Below are 17,943 nucleotides of genomic sequence, written 5' to 3' on the forward strand. Positions count from 1 at the left end.
GCTTGCCCGTATCGTAGGCAATGCGCCGAATGCTCGCCATCGAAATTTATCGGTGGCCCACTTCAGACTGTAATGGGCAGCTTCGGCTGGGGAGGTTTCTGTCGGCTGCCCCATTTTGGTGAACTTTAGTTGCGGATTCGTAGCTTCTAAGCGTTTTTGCCGACCGCTCAGATGCCTCACCAACATAATTTGAGTTATTCGGCCTTATCCTATACGAATGGTGCGATCGCAACGTCCTATTCGAATTGATTCAGATAGATTTATAGGGCTTGGTTGCGAAATTGGGGCGACTATAGCGCTCGATTGCGGTTCAAGGGGCCTTGACTAGTGGTTCAGCTGGCCGAACAACTCGAAAAATGTAGGTGGGCCAACCTGCCGACTATGTGAAGCACGCGTATTTGCTCGTTTTGATGAAAACTAGGGTGCAGCCATAAGGCTGCGCCCTAGTTTACTGCGTGCCGGTGTGCCCAGACGGATTGCGCTGTGCCTGGCAGGCGCTCCCGCAGATGGATCGGTTATTTCGCGAATAGGTTCTTGAGGTTGAACTCGGCTTGGACGGTGCGGAGCATGAGGTCGGTGTCGTCGAGGCCCAGGTGCTGCTCGTTGGCGTCGGGCGCGAGGGTGCCGCGACGGCGTGCCCAGTTCTCGAGCGCGGCGGGGGCGGACTCGCGGGGGAGCGAGCGGACGTCGGCATCCAGGCTGCGGCAGATCTGGCGCGAGTCGATGACGATGATCTTACCGGCGCGGCGTGCCTCGGCGTAGCCGTCCAGGTGGATCTTGAACCAGCTGTCCTCAAAGGCGGCGTTATGCGCCATGTACGGGTACTTCTTCATAAGCTTGAGCAGCTGCTTTTGCAGCTCCTTGTTCTCGCGGAAGGGCGTTTTGCCGTCGATGTCGTCCCAGGTAATGTGGTGGATATTCGACAGCGGCACATCTTCGCCGCGGTAGATGTCGGGCAGGCCGCAGTAGTGTGCCTCGGCGTCATGCGGGACGGCGTCACTGGTGAGCTCCATGATTTCCCAGCCCACATTGATGATATAACCACGCTCGGGTGCACGGCCGGTGGTCTCGATGTCGATACCGAGCACGGTGCCCTGGATGGGCTTGCGGGCGTAGGCCACGCCGAGCGCGTCGCGGTCGCCGCGGATTTCGCGCATAACGGACGCGGCGGCGCGCTTTTGCATCTTGCCGATGGCGGCGCAGGTGTCGGCATCGGACAGGCCGCGCGAGAGCGTCGCGGGCGTCACGTTGCGCAGACGCGCCTCGCCAATCTGGTCACACAGGTCGCGGTTACGGTCGGCTAGGTCGCGCACAGTGGCAAAGTCGAAGCCGGGGTCGCCCTCGGCGGTAAAGTACTCGGTCTCGAGCACCTTGAGGGCCTCCTCGCCCTTCTGGCGCTCGGACTCCATGGCGCCGTGGTCGCCGTAGATAAACATGGGGATAAACGGCTGGCGCTCGTATTCGAGTGCTTGCGATACGTTCATATGCTACTCCTTGGACGGGCCGCGTTGTGCGGCTCGAGGCTACTGAGTTATGGCGAGATGATAGTTTACCATAGGCAACTATTGGCACCGCGCCCGGGACAACTACAATACCCTAGTTGACCGCTAGGACTTTTACAATGCTGCCGAAAGACACGAAAGGTTCCATCCGTCATGGATTTACTGATTGATATTCTGCTCGACGCCGGCAAGGACACGCTGTCGCTGGTGCCGTTTTTGTTGGTGACGTATCTTGCTCTCGAGACACTTGAGCACGTTGCGGGCGACCGCGTCAACGGCGCTATCAAGCGCGCCGGCGCTGCGGGTCCCGTGGTTGGCTCGCTGCTGGGCATGGTGCCGCAGTGCGGATTTTCGGCCATGGCAGCAACGCTGTACGCCGGCCGTGTCGTGACCTTGGGCACGTTGGTGGCGGTGTTCCTTTCGACCTCCGATGAGATGCTGCCGCTGTTGCTTGCCGAGCAGGTTCCCGTGCAGACTATGGCGATGCTTTTGGCTTCGAAAGCGCTTATCGCACTGGTCACGGGCTTTATCGTAGATGCCGCCATTCGCGGTCTGCGTCGCAACGCCCGCGCGCATGCGGCGATTCGTCGTACCGTGTTGGGGACCACTGTCAATCCGGCGCACGTTAACTGCGCGCATGACGACCACAGCGGCGGTGACATCATCGACGAGGTGGCCGAGGCAGGCGTGAGCGCCGACCACATCCACGAGCTGTGCGAGCGCGACCATTGCGGTTGTGATGAAGACGAGGACGAGCACGAACACGGACATGGCCACGATCACGGTCATGAGGGCGAACATGAACACCATGATGGTCACGGTCACTCTCACTCCCACGAAGGGACGCCTGTCCTGTCGATCATCCGCAGTGCGATTTCGCACACCGTGCAGGTCTCGGTATTCATTTTTCTGGTGACGCTGATTCTGGTCGCCGTGCTCGAGACGTTCGGCGAGTCCGCGATCGAGCAGTTCCTGCGCGGCAACGAGACACTCGCTGTCCTGGGTTCGGCGCTTGTCGGGCTGATTCCCAATTGCTCGGCGAGCGTGGTCATTACACAGCTGTATCTGGAAGGCGCGCTGCAACTGGCGCCGATGCTCGCCGGCACGCTCATTTCCGCCGGCGTGGGTTATCTGGTGCTGTTCCGCACCAACCGCAGCGCCCGCGAAAATGCCGTGTTCCTGATCATGATGTACGTCATCGGCGCTGGCTGGGGCCTCATCCTCTCCGCCGTTGGCCTCTAAGTAGGCCTAAAAAATGGGCTTCAAATAGCCATGCTCAGCGCCTGCGCAATGCGGCGACGCATGGCATTTTGAAGCCCGTTTTTTGTTGAGCCATGGATTCCGAGCGCTCACACCGCTCAAAACAAAAAGGTAGATTTTAGGCATGTCTCAAAAATCTACCTTGGTTAGTGCAGCAACTCGGTGAGGTTGCGTTTAAAGCGGGCGCGGTCTTCGCTGGTAAATGCTGCCGGACCGCGAGTGCGTCCGCCGGCGCGGCGTACCTTCTTTTCCTCGTGGCGAATAAACAGCTGCATATCGATAGTCGCCTTGTCGTACACGCGCCCGCGCACACCGATGGCGGCGGCATCGCGCCCGAGCACCATGCTCGCCAAGCCAATGTCCTGCGTCACGACCACGTCGCCCGCCTGCAGGCGTTCGACAATGGCAAAGTCGGCGCTGTCGGCGCCCACGCTCACGTCGAGCGTCGTGACCCAAAAGCCGCGACGCGCGTGCTCGGCATCGCGCGGGTCGTCGCGGCGAATGTGCCGTTCCAGGTTTTGCGTGCTGTTGCCGGCGATAACAACGGCGACGCCCGCCCGCCGCGCGCACTCAATCGACTCGCGCGTGACCGGGCAGGCGTCGGCATCAATAAAGAGCGTTCGCGGCATCTAGTGCACCAGTTTGCCAAATTGAATAGCGCGAACAATCAGCGTTACGCCAAACACCAGCAGCGCGGCGCCGCTAAAGATGACGAGCATCTTGGCCGACCACAGCGGATAGATAAACACGAACATGCCGGCGATGATGGAAAGTGCGCCGCTCAGGATAGCGAGGGCGCGGTTGGACGAAAGCTCGGACTCCAGAATGGACATGACACCTTCGACAATCCAGCCAAAGCCGGCCACGATAACCACCATCGTGGTGAGCGTCGCGGTCGAGAAGGCCTGGTTGCGCAGGATTATGACGCCGCCCAGGATAATGAGTAGGTTGGAGATGATGCTCGTGACGCGCCAGCCGGTGGGCAGCAGCGGCTCAAAAATGGCAGTGAACAGCCTGATGGCTGCCGTAATCACAAAGTAGAAGCCCAGGACGGTCGTCAAAAAGACGAGGGACTTGGCGGGTGCAAAAAGCAGCGCGATACCAGCAATGAGCGCCACGACGCCCGTGATGGCGTAGATCCAGCGCACGGCCTTGACGGCTTTGCCTGCCATGCTTTTCTCGTCAAATCCAAACTGGCTCGATTTTTGGTCATCGTTCCTAAAGATACCCATAACGTCTCCTTTCCGTGCGGCGTAAGCCTTGATCGTTACAACCAGTATCGCTTAAAGGCGCTGGCGTATGGGTCGGGGAGGGCGAAACGTAACCCAAAGGCCCCGAATTGTTTCCGTTGTTCCCCACGTCGCGATTTTCTACTCAACAGGTGTAGAACATTGCAGCCCTGTTCGTTATTGCCTACGTTTTAGGTTAGATTTTCCTAAGGACAATTGGCTTGTATTGGGGGTCCCTATGAACGAAGCAGTTCCCGAGGCACCGTCGAGTGTCGAATCGATGGCAAAGCAAGGTTGCGAAAAGCTCGGTCTGGAAGCGTTTGATGCGCTGGTCCGTCGTGCCCGTACGTGCCGCCGTTTTGACGAGTCCATGCGCGTGCCGCGCGAGTTTTTGCTCGAGCTGGCGGAACTGGCGCACCTGGCTCCCTGCGGCGCCAATGCTCAGCGTCTGCGCTTTCACGTGGTGAGCGGTGCCGAGGATTGCGCGCGTGTATTTGACGAGCTCGCATGGGCCGGCGCACTTAAGGATTGGCCGGGTCCTGCCGAGGGCGAGCGCCCGACCGGCTACATCGCGATTCTGGCTGAGCGCGCCGTTCCGGGCAAGCCTGCCGCTCCCATTACCGAGGTCGACACGGGCATTGCCGCGCAGACGATGATGCTCGCCGCCCGCAGCGCTACGCCCGAGGTGGCAGCCTGCATGTTCAAGGCCTTTACGCCCCATGCGATCGATGCCATGGGGCTCGATAACGACAAGTATGAGCTCAAGCTGATCATGGCCTTTGGCGTTCCGGCCGAGATACAGGTGATCGATGCGATCGATTCCAACCCCGATGGCTCCATCAATTATTGGCGCGACGAGGCACAGGTGCACCACGTACCCAAGCGTTCGCTCGCCGACGTGCTGGTGTAGCTGAGCGTCACCGCGGCGTGATCAGACGGTAAACCACCACAAAGGTGCCTGTCCCCTTTGTGGTGGTACGAGGGGAGGGCGTGTGGCAGATCTGTATTTGGTGCGGCATGGGCAGACTGAGCTCAATGTGCAGAGCATTTTGCAGGGCTGGCACGATTCGCCGCTTACGGCGCGCGGGCGCGAGCAGGCGCTGACGGCGCGTACGGCGTTTGCGGCGCGTGGCGTGGCCTTTGATCATGTGTATTCCTCGCCGTTGGGCCGGGCGCGGCATACGGCCGAGCTTATCGTTGGCGAGGGCCGTTCCATTGAGCTGGTCGATGACCTGCGTGAGTGGCATTTTGGCTCGCTGGAGGGCACATCAAATCGCGAGATGCCGCCGCAGCCCTGGGGCGATTATCCGGTGGCCTTTGGCGGCGAGTCGGAAGTGCAGCTTCAGTCGCGCATGGTCGCAGCGCTGTCCCGCATCATGGCCAGGCCGCAGCACGACTGCGTGCTGGCGGTTTCCCACGGCTCAGCCTGCCAGGAGTTTCTTGAGTATGTGACTGGCGGGGGAGAGCTGCCCGACAACGGTGCCGTGCTTCATTTTGGCTATTGCGATGGGGCGTTTTCGCTCTTGGGTTGGTAACGAACGAAAGGACCCCTATGAATAAAGATCTGTATCTGGTCCGTCATGGACAGACGATATTCAACCTTAAGCGTATCATTCAGGGGTGGAGTGACTCGCCGCTTACGCAGTTGGGTTGCGACCAGGCGGCGCGCGCCGGCATGTTTTTACGTGCGCGCGGCATTGAGCCCGATCATGCCTACACCTCCACGCTTCATCGCACCGAGCAGACTATCGCCAACTTGTGGTCGGGCATGACGTACGAGCGCCTGGACGGTCTGCGCGAGTGGTTCTTTGGCGACTTTGAGGCCGAGCGCGTGATGCTTATGCCCGAGCGCCCGTGGCGCGATTTCTATCGCCAGTTTGGCGGTGAGGGCCAGATGCAGGTGCGCGAGCGCATGGTGACGACGCTGACCGATCTTATGCGACGCCCGGACCACGAGTGCGTCCTTGCGGTGAGCCACGGATCGGCCATCAAGGAGTTTTTGGACCACGTGAGGGGAGCGGCGGCCGACGAGCGCGAGCGCGTGCCGGGCAACTGCTCGGTGCTGCATTTCGTGTTTGACGATACGACCGATACGTTTGAACTGGTTGAGATTTTTACGCAGGAAGACTACGCGCGCGAGCTGGGGCTTGAGCCGCTCGTGGCTGCCGCGGGTCCGCAGCGCGGGTAGTTTGGGCGTGGCGGTGCGGGTCGCCGACTTACTTGCTCGATGCGAAAGGGGGCGGAGATGCATGCGCTGGCGTTGCATCTCCGCCCCCTTTTTTGTTGAGCTGCCGAGTCTTTGTGCTGGGCGTTTAGGCTCTGTTATAACCGTGAGATCTGGTGAGTGAGCAGACCCGTCGGAATCTGCGGCGCGCCGCCGCTGACCTGCGCGGTGGGGAACAGCACGGCTACAGCAAAGTTGAACGGCTCTTTGCCAGAGTAGGCGCCGGCAGTGCGGGCCTCGTCGGCCAGAATCTGCGATGCCCCAGCCAGCGCGGCAGCGTAGGTGGGGTCGTCTGCCGGCGTCGGCTCCGGTGCCTGGTCGAGCATGGCTCGGATGGCGGCAACAGCGTCCTCGCGCTTGACCTCCCACACGCGATGTGAAATGCCGGCGGGGTCGGTGACGGCGTAGAGTGATGCGCCCTCTTTGGCAGCGCCCAGGATGATATCCATGACGGGCGACGCCTCGTAGGCGAGCGACACGGGGCGCGGCTGCACCTTGAGCTCGGCGATCGCGCGCGCGGCGGCGAGTGCGTCGATGCTCTCGGCTGCAGCCTCGTCGCTGCCCGTCAGCACGTTAACCGGGCAGATCGCCACGACACCCGTTACGCGTCCCGGCTCTCCGGAGCATTCGTACACGTAATACGCCGCGCCCGGATCTTTAAGCATGAGCCCATCGGCAATCGCGCCGCGCAGGGCTTCGTTGTCACTCAGAATGCTGCCCATCGCAGGCAGAGCCTCGAGCACGCGGTCCTGAGCCGGGCGGATGCAGGGAAACGGAAGAGCTTTCATGGACGGTCCTAACGCGCGAGTCGGTTTGTTCGCGGCTTATTATGCCCCAACTTGGCTATCCGCGCCCCAGAGCGTGTTGTCGGCGAGCGCGATCAACACCTGCTGGCAGCGAACGATATCGGCGTGGGGCACATATTCGTTGGGCTTGTGGGCGAGCGCGAGCGATCCTGGGCCATAGCTCATGCAGTTGCGGTTACCCGTCTTGCCGGCAATGACGGCAGTGTCGGTATAGCCGGTAAAGAAGCCGACGGTCGTGTCCGCGCCCGTCGCATCGTCTGCCGCGCGCTTAAGTGCGGTTAGAAGGGGAGAGGCCGGATCGCGCTCGATGGCGGGGCGGTCGCCTGTCACGGTATAGCTTCCATGGCAGCCGGGGACCGCGGCTTCGGCGTCGGCGATGGCCTGCTCTACCATGCGCGTTGCGGCGGCCGTATCGGTCGGCGGCGTCAGGCGCATATCGACCCAGACCTTGGCGTGGTCGGGCACGACATAGGGACGGTAGCCACCCTCGATCTGCCCAAACGTGATGGTCGATGGCCCCAGCTCATCATGCACGGGCAGCGCCGCGAACGCATGGCGCAGCGCGCAGGTGATCTCGGCCATGGCGGCGACGGCATCCGCGCCCTTCCAGGGCTGGCTAGCGTGCGCCGTGACGCCGGTTATTTCGATCTCGAACCACGTGCGACCCTTGTGTGCCACCTGAATCTGTCCGTCGGTGGGCTCGGTGTCCAGCACCCATTCGTGCGAGCCGACCCAGCCAGCATCGATGGCCGCCTCGGAGCCGCGCATAAAGTCCTCCTCGTCGACCGAGCAGATGAGCGAGAAGCCGCGGTGGGGCAGCTCGCCCTCCGCCGCTACGCGCTCGAGCGTATGGATCAGTGCGGCAATGGCGCAGGCCAGGCCACCCTTCATATCGCAGGCACCGCGGCCATAGAGTTTATCGTCGCGCACAACCGCCCCAAGCGGTGCGATGTCTGCGTCCCAGCCATCGCCCAAGGTGACGGTATCCATGTGGCAGATATAGATCAGCCGCGGCTTGTCGCTTTGGCCCGGCACGGTGACTTTAAGGTTGCGGCGCCCGGGCAGCACTTCGAGCTCCTCAATCTGCACGGCATCGAGCGCAGAACTATCAAGTTGTGCCAGCTGCTGCTCAATGAGCCTCTTAATGAAGCGCTCAATTTCATCCTCATACGCGCCCGGGTCTGAGCTGTCGATCCGCACAAGGTCCTGCGCAAGCCGCCAGGCAAAGTCCTCATCAACCATATGCAACCTCACAATCAGTCTGCTTTCCAAACCGATTGTAAGCCTCCTAAGGGATCCGCGACGCGCGCGCGGCAGCATTTACCGTTCGCAGGCCGAGCCAGCGCGTTTGCCGTCCAGGCGGGTTTGCAAACGACGCGGTGGGTACGTACCCTTCATGGACGACATGCTGTGCGACATATCTGCCTTTCGGTATCACCGAATACCTCCACAGGTCTTGGCGATAATGCCGGACCTGCCCGATTCTGTGGACGATCCGCGCAGGGAGCATCTTTGTGAGCACCCACTCGTCAAGCATTTCCTGGGCACCCCGTTACACGTGTTGGCGCAGGGCGTCTACGGGCGCAAGGGCGATCGCATTGTCAGGCATGTTTGGAACGGGGAGAGGCCGTTTGATTCCGTGCGGCAGACGGAGTTTGGCCTCGATGTTGCGTCCCCACTCTTTACCCTGCTGACCCTGGCTTCCTCGGTCTCAAACGAGCGTCTGATCGTGTGCATGTATGAGATGTGTGGCACCTTCGCCGTGTGCAAGATTGCGCCTCAGGTAAAGTCGGCACTTGAGCAGGCATACGGGGACCGGTGGGGCGACGCGCGGCTGGGCTGGGAAAACGTAAAGGATGTCTCGGGGAATCCAACGGACTTGTGGAAACGACCTCCCTTGATCGAGCTCTCTGAACTTACCGAATACGTCGATAAGATCCCGGGACTCCGCGGCGCTAAATCGTTCACGCGTGCCGCGAAATGCATTACGGGGGTGGCGGCATCGCCGCTCGAGGTCCAGGCTTCGATGCTGTTTGGCCTTACAAGATTGCGCGGCGGCGAAGGGTTGCGCCTTACCAATAACGTCGAGATTCGCATGACGCGCGGTGCCCGCCTGATTTCGGGACTCGATAGGCGCTATGCCGATATTCTGCTGGCAAATAAGGACGGCAGCCGAGAGTGCCTGGTTGAATGCCAAGGTAAAGCCATTCACGGATCCATAGAATCCAAGATCTCGGACTCCGATCGAACGACCGCGCTGCAAGCGATGGGATATCCCGTCGTTCTGATGACCTATGGCCAGCTGGCCGACTCCGATGCCTTCCGCGTGGTGATGGAACTCATCATGTCCTACTTCGATATGCCGTTGAAAGACAAGACGCCGCGGCAGCAGGAGCTCGAACGGCGGCTTCGTGAGGAGATTTTTATCGATTGGGCGGGAATGTAGCCGCGCGGGTGGAAAACGGTCGCGGGAACCAGGGTTTTAGTTGCGAAAAGGGTTCAATTGCACCCCGGAATTTGCTCTAAAAGTGCTACCAAGAACAAGTTATTTCGGAAAATGGACAGTCAACCTTAATTTGGCATATAGAGATCGATTTTTACCTACTAAAACCCCTGATAAAGCTGTTTGTAAAAGCAGTTGTGCTTAGCGACTGAGGCCTCACTGTCGATTATCCGAAAAAACTTGTTCTGGGTATTATTTTAAAGCCGTCCGGAGCAATGAAATCGGCCCCCGTTTCGTGAAAAACGGGGGCCGAATGGGCTTCGTGGCCTGTCTGGCAGGATTGGCGCCGGCGCTATTTAATCACGCGCACGCGATACATCGACGGAATCTGCTTAAGCGCCTCGATCGTGCTGCTGTTCAGGTGCTCGTCCGTGTCGAACATGGTGTAGGCGTTCTCGCCAGCGGACTCGTTGGTCATACGCTGTACGTTGGCGTTGTCCTTGGCCAGGATTGCCGTAATCTGACCGATCATGTTGGGCACGTTGGCGTGCAGGCAGGCAATGCGGCTCGCGGCGCGCGCCTTGCCCATGCTGCAGGCGGGGTAGTTGACGCTGTGCGCGATGTTACCGTTCTCCAGGTAATCCTTGAGCTCACTGATGGCCATGTCGGCGCAATTGGCCTCGGCTTCGCCGGTGCCGGCGCCCGAGTGCGTGGTGATAAACGTGTTGGGCATCTTGACGGTCTTGGGCGTGGCAAAGTCGCAGCTAAACCAGCTTAGTTTGCCCTCACGCAGGGCGGCGTCGACGGCGTCTTCGTCGATGATGGTCTCGCGTGCGTAGTTGATCAGCACGGCGCCCGGAGCGAGCAGGTCGATCTGCTGGGTGCTGATCATGCCGATGGTGTCGGCCTTGCTGGGCACGTGCACGGTGAGGTAGTCGCAGCCGCGGCAGAGGTCCTCGAGCGTGCCCACGCGTTGAACCTCGCGGCTCAGCACCCACGCATGCTCGACGGAAATGAACGGATCGTAGCCGTAGACGTCCATGCCCAGTTCGACGCAGGCGTTGGCGACCTTGGAGCCCACGTTGCCCAGACCGATGACGCCGATGCGCTTGCCCTTGAGCTCGCGGCCCACAAATGCCTTCTTGGCCTTCTCGGCGTCGACCTGAATCTCGGGATCGTCGGCGTTGTCGCGCACCCAGTTCATCGACTGCACCACGCCGCGGCTCGAGAGCACCAGCATGCCCAGGACGAGCTCCTTGACGGCGTTGCTGTTGGCACCGGGGGAGTTAAAGACGACGACGCCCTTCTTGGCGTACTCCTCGACGGGGATGTTGTTGACGCCGGCGCCGCAGCGGGCGATGGCGCGAATGCCCTCGGGCAGCTCGTAGCCGTGCAGGTCGGTGGAGCGCATCAGGATGGCATCGGCCTCCTCGGCGGTGCCCACAAACTCGTAGCCCTCGCCAAATTCGACTTTGCCGTCCTTGGTAATGTCGTCGATGGTTTTAATCTTGCGCATGAAAAACTCCTTAGCGGATTTGTTTATTACAAGTGGTTTGAAGTGGCTGGTCGGCCCGCGGGTTGCGGGCTAGTTAGATCGCGGGCTCAAACTATGCTGCGCTTCGAAGTCCTTCATGTACGAGGCCAGTGCCTGCACGTCCTCCATGGTGACGGCGTTGTACACGCTGGCGCGCATGCCGCCGACGAGGCGATGGCCCTTGACGTTTTGAATCTGGTGCTCGGCCGCGCCCGCGACAAAGGCAGCGTCGAGCTCGGCGTCGCCGGTGCGGAAGGTGACGTTGGCGATGGAGCGGCTGTCGGCCTGCGTGGTGCCATGGAACAGCTCGCTGTGCTCGAGCAGGTCATAGAGCAGGTTGGCCTTGGCCCAGTTGCGCTCGGCCATGGCGGCAAGTCCGCCGGTCTGCTCAACCCAACGGAACACCTTGCCGCACACGTAGATGCCAAAAGTGTTGGGCGTGTTGAGCATGGAGCCCTTGGCGGCCTGGGTCTTAAGGTCCAGGTACTGCGGCGTCTGCGCAAAGGCCGGACCGTCGGCGATCAGGTCGTCGCGCACGATGACCACGGTTACGCCCGCGGCACCGGCGTTTTTCTGCGCACCGGCGTAGATGAGCCCGTATCGCTCAACGTCGAGCGGCTGCGACAGAAAGCAGCTCGAGACATCGGCGACCAGCGGTACGTCGCCGCAATCGGGCAGCTCGTGGTACATGGTGCCAAAGATGGTGTTGTTCTGGCAGATGTATACGTAGTCAAGGCCTTTGCCCGCGGCCTCGGCGGCAATGCGCGCGTTGATGTCGGCCATGTTGGGAATGCGGTCGAAATTGGTGTCCTCGGAGCTCGCGAGCAGCACGGCCTCGCCGTACTTGGCGGCCTCCTTGTACGCCTTGTTGGCAAAGTTGCCGGTCACGACGTAGCCGGCGCGGCCGCGGCGCATGAGGTTCATGGGGATGCCCGCAAACTGCAGCGTGGCGCCGCCCTGCAAAAACAGGACGCGGTAGTTGTCGGGGATGCTCAGCAGGCGGCGCAGGGTTGCCTCGGCGTCGTCGATGATCTGCTGGTACATGCTAGATCGATGGCTCATCTCGAGCACAGACATGCCGCAACCGCGGTAGTCCATCATCTCGTCGGCGATCTCGGCAAGCACGCTGGTGGGCAGTGCGGCCGGGCCTGCTGAGAAGTTGTGCACACGTGCCATCTTCTAGGTCCCCCTCGTAGTCGTTTGAACGTTCGGGATACTTTAGCACAGTGGAGCGCCAGGCGCGACCGCATCACGGTAAAACTCGAGTGCGCCGCTATGATTTACAGGATGGTTACATGGGGGAGGGTTGTCTTGAGGCTCGCATCTGATCCGCCTCGATCTTCGCTTGTTTCCAGGGTCGAATGCGACCGTTTACCAGATCGTCGTAGCCACGCGTGATGGCACGTTGAATGCGATACTCGCGTTCTTGGATGGCGGTTAGTGCGCCCGTCTGATCGGAAATAGGCTTTACGTCTGGCATATGAAGCTCCTTACATGGAATCATATGTATAACTCAATGTTGAGTGTAGTGGAGGGTGGGGGTCCGATGCGAGGTGGCTTTGGGCGTGTGCGTGTCTGCATTCGCAAGCGCGTTTATCTGGCAAGTGTGATTTGGGGCGATCTCGTCAAAGCTGCTGAGCTGCGAAAATAACCGTTAACCGGATTTAATTTTGTTGCTCAACATTTGACACGCTGGTCGTGGTAACTTTTTTACCAACAGGTATGATTATTGTCATGTGCGCCGCGCCTGCCTGCCGGGCTGCGGCGCACTTGTGACAGCCTTTGACACCCTTGGAGCGTGCACTGTGGATGTAACCACAAAAAGCGTTCGGGGGGGGGGTGCTCACCCGCGAGCAATTCCTCCCGCATGAGATGCGCATCGTCGCTGTTCTGCGCACGCAGGGCGCAAGCGACGAGCAGGTCATTGTACGCGTAAAGAGCGATAACCTCTTTCAATATCCTACGGAGCGCATGGTTGCCAACCGCGCAACCGTGTGCCTTCGCCGCCTCGACGCCATGATGCCCACGGACGCCGCGTGCGCCGCGCGCGGCATCGACCCCAATACTGCCGCCGAGGCTGCGTTATCCCTAACCGGCCTTATGGCATCTGGTACTCCCACGCAGGCGGACCAGGCCATCTTTTACAGCATGATCTGCCGCTACGACATCGTGCGCGAGCTCGTGCTCGTCGAGGTGGGGGAGCGCCTGCAAAACTTCGACTATGCCTTCACGGCGGCTGACCTCAACGCCTTTATGACGCGCTTTACCACGGAGTATCCGGACGCGGCCCGCTGGACCGAGGCCACGGTCAAGCGCATTAAGGGCTCGCTGCGCCAGACGCTCCGCCACGCCGGCCTTATAGGCGAGGGTCAGGGCCCGGAGTCCGAACGCCTGTCCCCGCTCTTTCTCGACCCCGAGGTCGAGCAGGGCCTGGTCCAGCTGGGCGAGCAGCCTCTTATCGCGGCCCTTACCGGCAGGGCGGTGATGTAGCGTGGCTTCCGTCAACAGCGCTTCCGATTCCGTAGTCACCCCGGCGACCGATCTCACCACCAATATCGGCATCCATTCCCGCCAGAGTGTCGTGGCGGCGCATGCCCGCTCCGAGCGCGCCCGCCAAGAATTTGAGCGCCGCGCGCAGCTCCTGCGTGAGTGCCTGTGCAGCGAGGACTTTTTGGCCAACAAGGGCATAGGTAACGAGATCGGCTTCCATACCTTCTGCTACGACCCTGCGCTCGAGTTTGAGGCGCGTGCGTTATTTGACGTCCTTTCACGCGATGCCGAGGCCGGCAAGCTCCCGTGCACGCTCAAGGTCGTGAATCTCTACGACGCCGTGCTGGCAATTCTCGAAAAGCGCCGCGTCCTCAAGACCATCCCGCGCCAAGAGGAGCGTCGCGGTACCCAGCGCGTGCTCGAGGACGTGGCCAAGTTCGCCTCGCCCGAGAAAGTCGCCGCGTGCATCCTTGAACAAACCGAGCCGCACGTGCCCAGAGACGTCATCCTCCTCACCGGTGCAGGTGAGGTCTTCCCGTTCTTTCGCATGCACACGCTTCTCCACTGCATGCTCGCGGATTTTGATAATGTGCCGGTGATCGCCGCCTATCCGGGCAGCTTCAACGGCTCTTCCTTCCAGCTCTTTAACCGTCTGCCGGCCGATAACTACTACCGCGCCATCGATATCTCGTAAGCACGGCTCCCCGCATACAAGGCCCTGCCGCCGGTAACAACCCTTTGCCATAACGTTCCCAAACCCAAAGGAGTACCCATGGACAACACGATCATTCGCGACCTCTTTGCAAAAGACATCAACCGCTCCATCAACGGCGTGGTCAAGGTCCAGGATTCAAAAGACGAGTCCATCCGTCAGGAGCTTGACGAGTACGTGGTGACGCGCGAGCTGCAGGGGCACTTTGCCACGTTCTTCAAGGCCTACGGCGATGCCATCGATGTGCGCACCGACAAGATCGGCGTGTGGATCAGCGGCTTCTTCGGTTCCGGTAAATCGCACTTTCTCAAGATGCTGAGCTACCTGCTCGAGAATCGCCAGATTGGCGGTAAGAGCGCCATCCGCTACTTTGATGGCAAGATCGTCGACCCCATGGTCGCGGCTGCCATGGAGCGCGCCTGCTCGGTGCCCACGCAAGCCATCCTCTTTAACATCGATAGCAAGGCGGGCCAGTGGAAGCAGGGCGATACGGCTCCCACGGCGCTGCTTCGCGGCTTTGAGCGCATGTTCTACGAGGCACGCGGCTTCTACGGCGAGGACCTCAAGCTTGCAAAGCTCGAGGATCACATCGATTCCCTGGGCAAGACCCAGGAGTTCCGCGAGGCCTTTGAGCGCGTCAACGGCGAGTCCTGGCTCCAGACCCGCGACACCTACAGCTACTTTGAGGACGACGTCGTCGAGGTGCTGCAGAGCGTGCTCGGCATGAGCGAAAAGGCCGCATGGAACTGGCTCGAGGGTTCTGAGGACGAGGTTTTGGCCCCTGATGTCTTTGCCAAAAAGGTCAAGGACTACGTGGACGCTCAGGCAGCGGCCCACGGCGGCAACTTCCGTTTGCTCTTTATGGTCGACGAGATGGGTCAGTTTATTACAAACGACCAGGACCCAAGCCTTATGCTGAGCCTTCAGACCATCGTCGAGGAGCTGGGTGCCGCCTGCGGTGGCCGCGTGTGGGTGATGGTCACGAGCCAGGAGGCCATCGACAACCTGAGCCTGCCCGTGGGCAACGACTTTTCAAAGATCCAGGGCCGTTTCAATACCCGCCTTTCGCTCTCCAGCTCCAGCGTAGACGAGGTCATCCAACGCCGTGTGCTCGAGAAGACCGCGCCGGCGGCCGATATGCTTGCAAAGGTCTACGAGCAAGACGCCGCCGTCCTCAAAAACAACTTTACCTTTGAGGGTGGCTCGCGCTCCGACCTTGCCGGCTACGCCAACTCCAAGGATTTTGTGGCCAGCTACCCGTTTGTGGGCTATCAGTTTAAGCTCCTGCCCGACGTGATGACCGAGGTGCGCAAGCACGGTGTCAAGGCCAAGCACATGTCCACGGGCGAGCGCTCCATGCTGAGCGCATTCCAGGAGAGCGCTCAGGTCATCCAGCATGACCAGACCGGTGCGCTCGTGCCGTTCTGGCGCTTCTTCGACACTATCTCCAAAGATCTTGAGCACGGCATCAGCCTGGTGGTCGACCGCGCGGTCCGTGCGGCCGAGAACGCGGAGGGCCTTGAACCCTACGACGTTCAGGTGCTTAAGCTCCTGTACTTGATCCGCTACATCGGCTACGTCAAGGCCACGGTCGAGAACATCTCCATCCTTATGATCGATAGCCTGGACGTGGACAAGCGCGCCCTTAAGGACCGCGTCAAGGAATCCCTCGCCCGTTTGGAGCGCGAGAGCTACGTGGCACGCCAGGGCGATACCTATAGCTTCCTCACCGACGAGGAGCAGGAGATAGCGCAGGAGATCGCACGCACCCCGATCGACAACGCGAAGGTGATTGAGTACATCAAGAAGCGCCTGTTCGAAAGCATCTACACTGCGCGCAAACTCAACCGCGGGACCAACGACTTCCCCTTTGACCGCTACGTGGATGGCTCGATTCATGGATCCAACATGGGCGGCATGGAACTATCCGTGGTGACCATGGCCAGCGATCTGGGCCGTGCGGACGATGCCGAGCTGGCATTGAAATCCGTGGATAAGGCCATCGTGGCCTTGAGCGACGAGGTGGATTATTGGGCCCCACTCGTCAACGCCGCTAAGATTCGCATGTACGCCCAGACGCGCAACCTGCAGGAGCTACCGCCGAGTACCCGCCAGATCGTCGAGGCCAAAATGCGCGAGAAGGACTTTAACGAGAAAGAGGCTGACGCCCTTTTGGCTGAGGCGGTGCTCCATGCACGATGCGCCGTCAACGGGCGCATGATTGAGATCCGTGCTGCCAAACCCGCCCAGGTCTTTGAGCAGGTGCTGGCGCAGCTGTGCGATGTGGTCTTTGAAAAGGCCGGCTATATCGGCGCGCCGGTCACGAGCGATTCCGATATCCGCTCCACTCTGGCGGGCAACGTTCAAGCGGGGCTCGCTGGCATGAACGCGGGTAACACGCGTGCGCTCAAGGAGGTTGAGGACTACCTCAAAGTACAGCACCAGCGCCATCTGGATACCACTATGGGCGATATCCAGCGCCAGTACCAGCAAAGGCCCTTTGGCTGGCGCGAGGTCGACATCGCCAATGTGGTGGCGCAACTTGTGGTGGAGCAGCGCGCGCAGGTGCTGTTTGGCGGCCAGACGGTTCAAGCTAACGATAGCCGCATGGTGGCGCTCCTGCGCAAGGATGCCGATAAGGCCCAGGTGCGCTTGCGCGTGCGCATGAGCGACCGGTTGCTGCGCGCCACGGGCGAGCTCATGCGTGATCTGTTTGATCTCAAGACCGTGCCCTCCAACGAGGATAAGCTCGTGGCCGAGCTCAAAGAGCGCCTTGAGGGCTTGCGCGAGGCGTGCCTCGCCATGGCACGCGACTGCTACACGGGCATCAAGCCGGCCTACCCGTATCCCGGTGAGGACGAGTGCGAGAAGATGCGCTCGGAGGTGGCCGACGTCCTTAAGGACCAGAACGAGGCCGAGGCGTTCTTGACCACGTTCACCAAGCATGAGGACCGCTTGCTCGATGCCAAGGAAGACTTTGATAAGGTGGTTGAGTTCTTCGAGTCCAACCAGCGAACAGCGTTTGACCACGCCAAGGATTTCTTGAGCCGCACCGAGGGTATCGAGTATGCCTCCGATGACATTTCCAGCGCGGTTGAGAATGTGGCAAAGGTGCGTGAGGTTCTCAAAGATCCCAAGCCCTACGGCCGCATTAAAGACCTGCAGCCGCTTATGGATCCCGTCGAGGACGACATGAAAAAGCTGCTGGGCATCCGCCGCAATGAGTTTTTGTGCCGAATCGAGAACGATCTGCAAGACCTGCAGGCACAGGCTGAGAGTCAAAAGGGCTTTGTCAATCAAGCCAAGGATGCCATAGCAGACGCCGGCGCCAAATACGAGTCGTTCAAAAACCGTGCCCACAGTGCTCAAAGCCTCAACGAGCTGAGTGTTGCCGCGACTAACTGGGCCAACTGGCTCAGCGCAGCAACCAACGGGATGTACGACGCTGTGGATGCGGCCCGCATGCGTATGGACAACGAGCGCCGCACCACCGAGGTCACGAGTACGGGTGAGGTGGTCAAGAAGATCTCCAACAAGGCCGTTGCGTCGTCAGCGCCCACGCCTGCACCCGTGCCCCAGCGCAAGATCAAGACTGTGCGCCGCGCCGATCTGGCCAAGCCGAGTCGTCTCTTGTCCGCAGGGGACGTGGAGCGCTACGTGGACGACCTGCGCTCCCGCCTTATGCAGGCGCTCGCTGCAAACGACGAGATCCGTATCAACTAACCCGCGGAGCCACCGGTGCC

At 60.6% G+C, this 17,943-nt stretch carries 16 protein-coding genes; 8 read left to right on the forward strand and 8 right to left on the reverse strand.

The genetic code is table 11. From position 1 onward, the window contains the following. Positions 1–515: 515 nt before the first annotated feature. Positions 516–1,484: a 3'-5' exonuclease gene (locus PMX72_RS06535; RefSeq protein WP_271729213.1), complete on the reverse strand. Its 969-nt coding sequence runs from the start codon at positions 1,482–1,484 to the stop codon at positions 516–518. A 171-nt stretch (positions 1,485–1,655) separates the two neighbouring features. Here PMX72_RS06535 and PMX72_RS06540 point away from each other — a divergent pair, with 171 nt between their 5' ends. Further along, a complete protein-coding gene (locus PMX72_RS06540) occupies positions 1,656–2,744 on the forward strand; it encodes a putative manganese transporter (protein ID WP_271729212.1) in 1,089 nt (362 codons plus the stop codon). Between the two features lie 164 nt (positions 2,745–2,908). On the opposite strand, the gene PMX72_RS06545 is transcribed toward PMX72_RS06540, so the two are convergent. Both PMX72_RS06545 and PMX72_RS06550 read right to left on the reverse strand, forming a co-directional pair. Continuing rightward, positions 2,909–3,391 carry a YaiI/YqxD family protein gene (locus PMX72_RS06545; protein ID WP_271729211.1) on the reverse strand — a complete coding sequence of 161 codons (483 nt, stop codon included), beginning with the start codon at positions 3,389–3,391 and terminating at the stop codon, positions 2,909–2,911. Continuing rightward, complete coding sequence (locus tag PMX72_RS06550; RefSeq protein ID WP_055252055.1) at positions 3,392–3,994, reverse strand: HdeD family acid-resistance protein; 603 nt, start codon at positions 3,992–3,994, stop codon at positions 3,392–3,394. Between the two features lie 235 nt (positions 3,995–4,229). On the opposite strand from PMX72_RS06550, the gene PMX72_RS06555 reads away from it, so the two are divergent. The 3 genes from PMX72_RS06555 (at position 4,230) to PMX72_RS06565 (ending at position 6,179) form a co-directional block, all read left to right on the forward strand. Continuing rightward, entirely contained in the window at positions 4,230–4,901 is a 672-nt protein-coding gene (locus PMX72_RS06555; RefSeq protein WP_199570658.1) for a nitroreductase family protein, read from the forward strand. Positions 4,902–4,983: 82 nt separating this feature from the next. Next, positions 4,984–5,526: a histidine phosphatase family protein gene (locus tag PMX72_RS06560; protein ID WP_055252053.1), complete on the forward strand. Its 543-nt coding sequence runs from the start codon at positions 4,984–4,986 to the stop codon at positions 5,524–5,526. Between the two features lie 17 nt (positions 5,527–5,543). After that, positions 5,544–6,179 (forward strand): histidine phosphatase family protein, encoded by a 636-nt coding sequence (locus PMX72_RS06565; RefSeq protein ID WP_271729210.1) that lies wholly within the window; start codon positions 5,544–5,546, stop codon positions 6,177–6,179. Positions 6,180–6,313: 134 nt separating this feature from the next. Here PMX72_RS06565 and PMX72_RS06570 read toward each other — a convergent pair whose 3' ends face one another. Together PMX72_RS06570 and PMX72_RS06575 are read right to left on the reverse strand one after the other, a co-directional pair. Then, on the reverse strand, positions 6,314–7,003 hold the full coding sequence (locus PMX72_RS06570) for a DUF1015 family protein (RefSeq protein WP_271729209.1): 690 nt from the start codon (positions 7,001–7,003) through the stop codon (positions 6,314–6,316). A 39-nt stretch (positions 7,004–7,042) separates the two neighbouring features. Then, positions 7,043–8,263, reverse strand: coding sequence for a M20 family metallopeptidase (locus tag PMX72_RS06575; protein ID WP_271729208.1), 1,221 nt, complete (start codon positions 8,261–8,263; stop codon positions 7,043–7,045). 223 nt (positions 8,264–8,486) lie between these two features. On the opposite strand from PMX72_RS06575, the gene PMX72_RS06580 reads away from it, so the two are divergent. Beyond that, positions 8,487–9,467, forward strand: coding sequence for a hypothetical protein (locus tag PMX72_RS06580; RefSeq protein ID WP_271746191.1), 981 nt, complete (start codon positions 8,487–8,489; stop codon positions 9,465–9,467). A gap of 349 nt (positions 9,468–9,816) precedes the next feature. Here the strand turns inward: PMX72_RS06580 and PMX72_RS06585 are convergent, their stop codons facing one another. The 3 genes from PMX72_RS06585 to PMX72_RS06595 all read right to left on the reverse strand — a co-directional run bounded on the left by PMX72_RS06585 (position 9,817) and on the right by PMX72_RS06595 (position 12,478). Next, entirely contained in the window at positions 9,817–10,980 is a 1,164-nt protein-coding gene (locus tag PMX72_RS06585; protein ID WP_271729205.1) for a phosphoglycerate dehydrogenase, read from the reverse strand. 69 nt (positions 10,981–11,049) lie between these two features. Continuing rightward, positions 11,050–12,174: a 3-phosphoserine/phosphohydroxythreonine transaminase gene (serC, locus tag PMX72_RS06590; protein WP_271729203.1), complete on the reverse strand. Its 1,125-nt coding sequence runs from the start codon at positions 12,172–12,174 to the stop codon at positions 11,050–11,052. A 115-nt stretch (positions 12,175–12,289) separates the two neighbouring features. Next, entirely contained in the window at positions 12,290–12,478 is a 189-nt protein-coding gene (locus PMX72_RS06595; RefSeq protein WP_271729201.1) for a hypothetical protein, read from the reverse strand. A 359-nt stretch (positions 12,479–12,837) separates the two neighbouring features. Between PMX72_RS06595 and PMX72_RS06600 the strand changes: the two genes are divergently transcribed. The 3 genes from PMX72_RS06600 to brxC all read left to right on the forward strand — a co-directional run bounded on the left by PMX72_RS06600 (position 12,838) and on the right by brxC (position 17,923). Continuing rightward, on the forward strand, positions 12,838–13,488 hold the full coding sequence (locus PMX72_RS06600) for a DUF1819 family protein (RefSeq protein ID WP_117786734.1): 651 nt from the start codon (positions 12,838–12,840) through the stop codon (positions 13,486–13,488). A 1-nt stretch (position 13,489) separates the two neighbouring features. Then, positions 13,490–14,182 carry a DUF1788 domain-containing protein gene (locus PMX72_RS06605; RefSeq protein ID WP_271729198.1) on the forward strand — a complete coding sequence of 231 codons (693 nt, stop codon included), beginning with the start codon at positions 13,490–13,492 and terminating at the stop codon, positions 14,180–14,182. 78 nt (positions 14,183–14,260) lie between these two features. Further along, positions 14,261–17,923, forward strand: coding sequence for a BREX system P-loop protein BrxC (brxC, locus tag PMX72_RS06610; RefSeq protein WP_271729196.1), 3,663 nt, complete (start codon positions 14,261–14,263; stop codon positions 17,921–17,923). The last annotated feature ends 20 nt before the right edge of the window (positions 17,924–17,943 follow it).

The sequence above is a fragment of the Collinsella aerofaciens genome (assembly GCF_028207065.1).
Lineage (GTDB): Bacteria > Actinomycetota > Coriobacteriia > Coriobacteriales > Coriobacteriaceae > Collinsella > Collinsella aerofaciens_AR.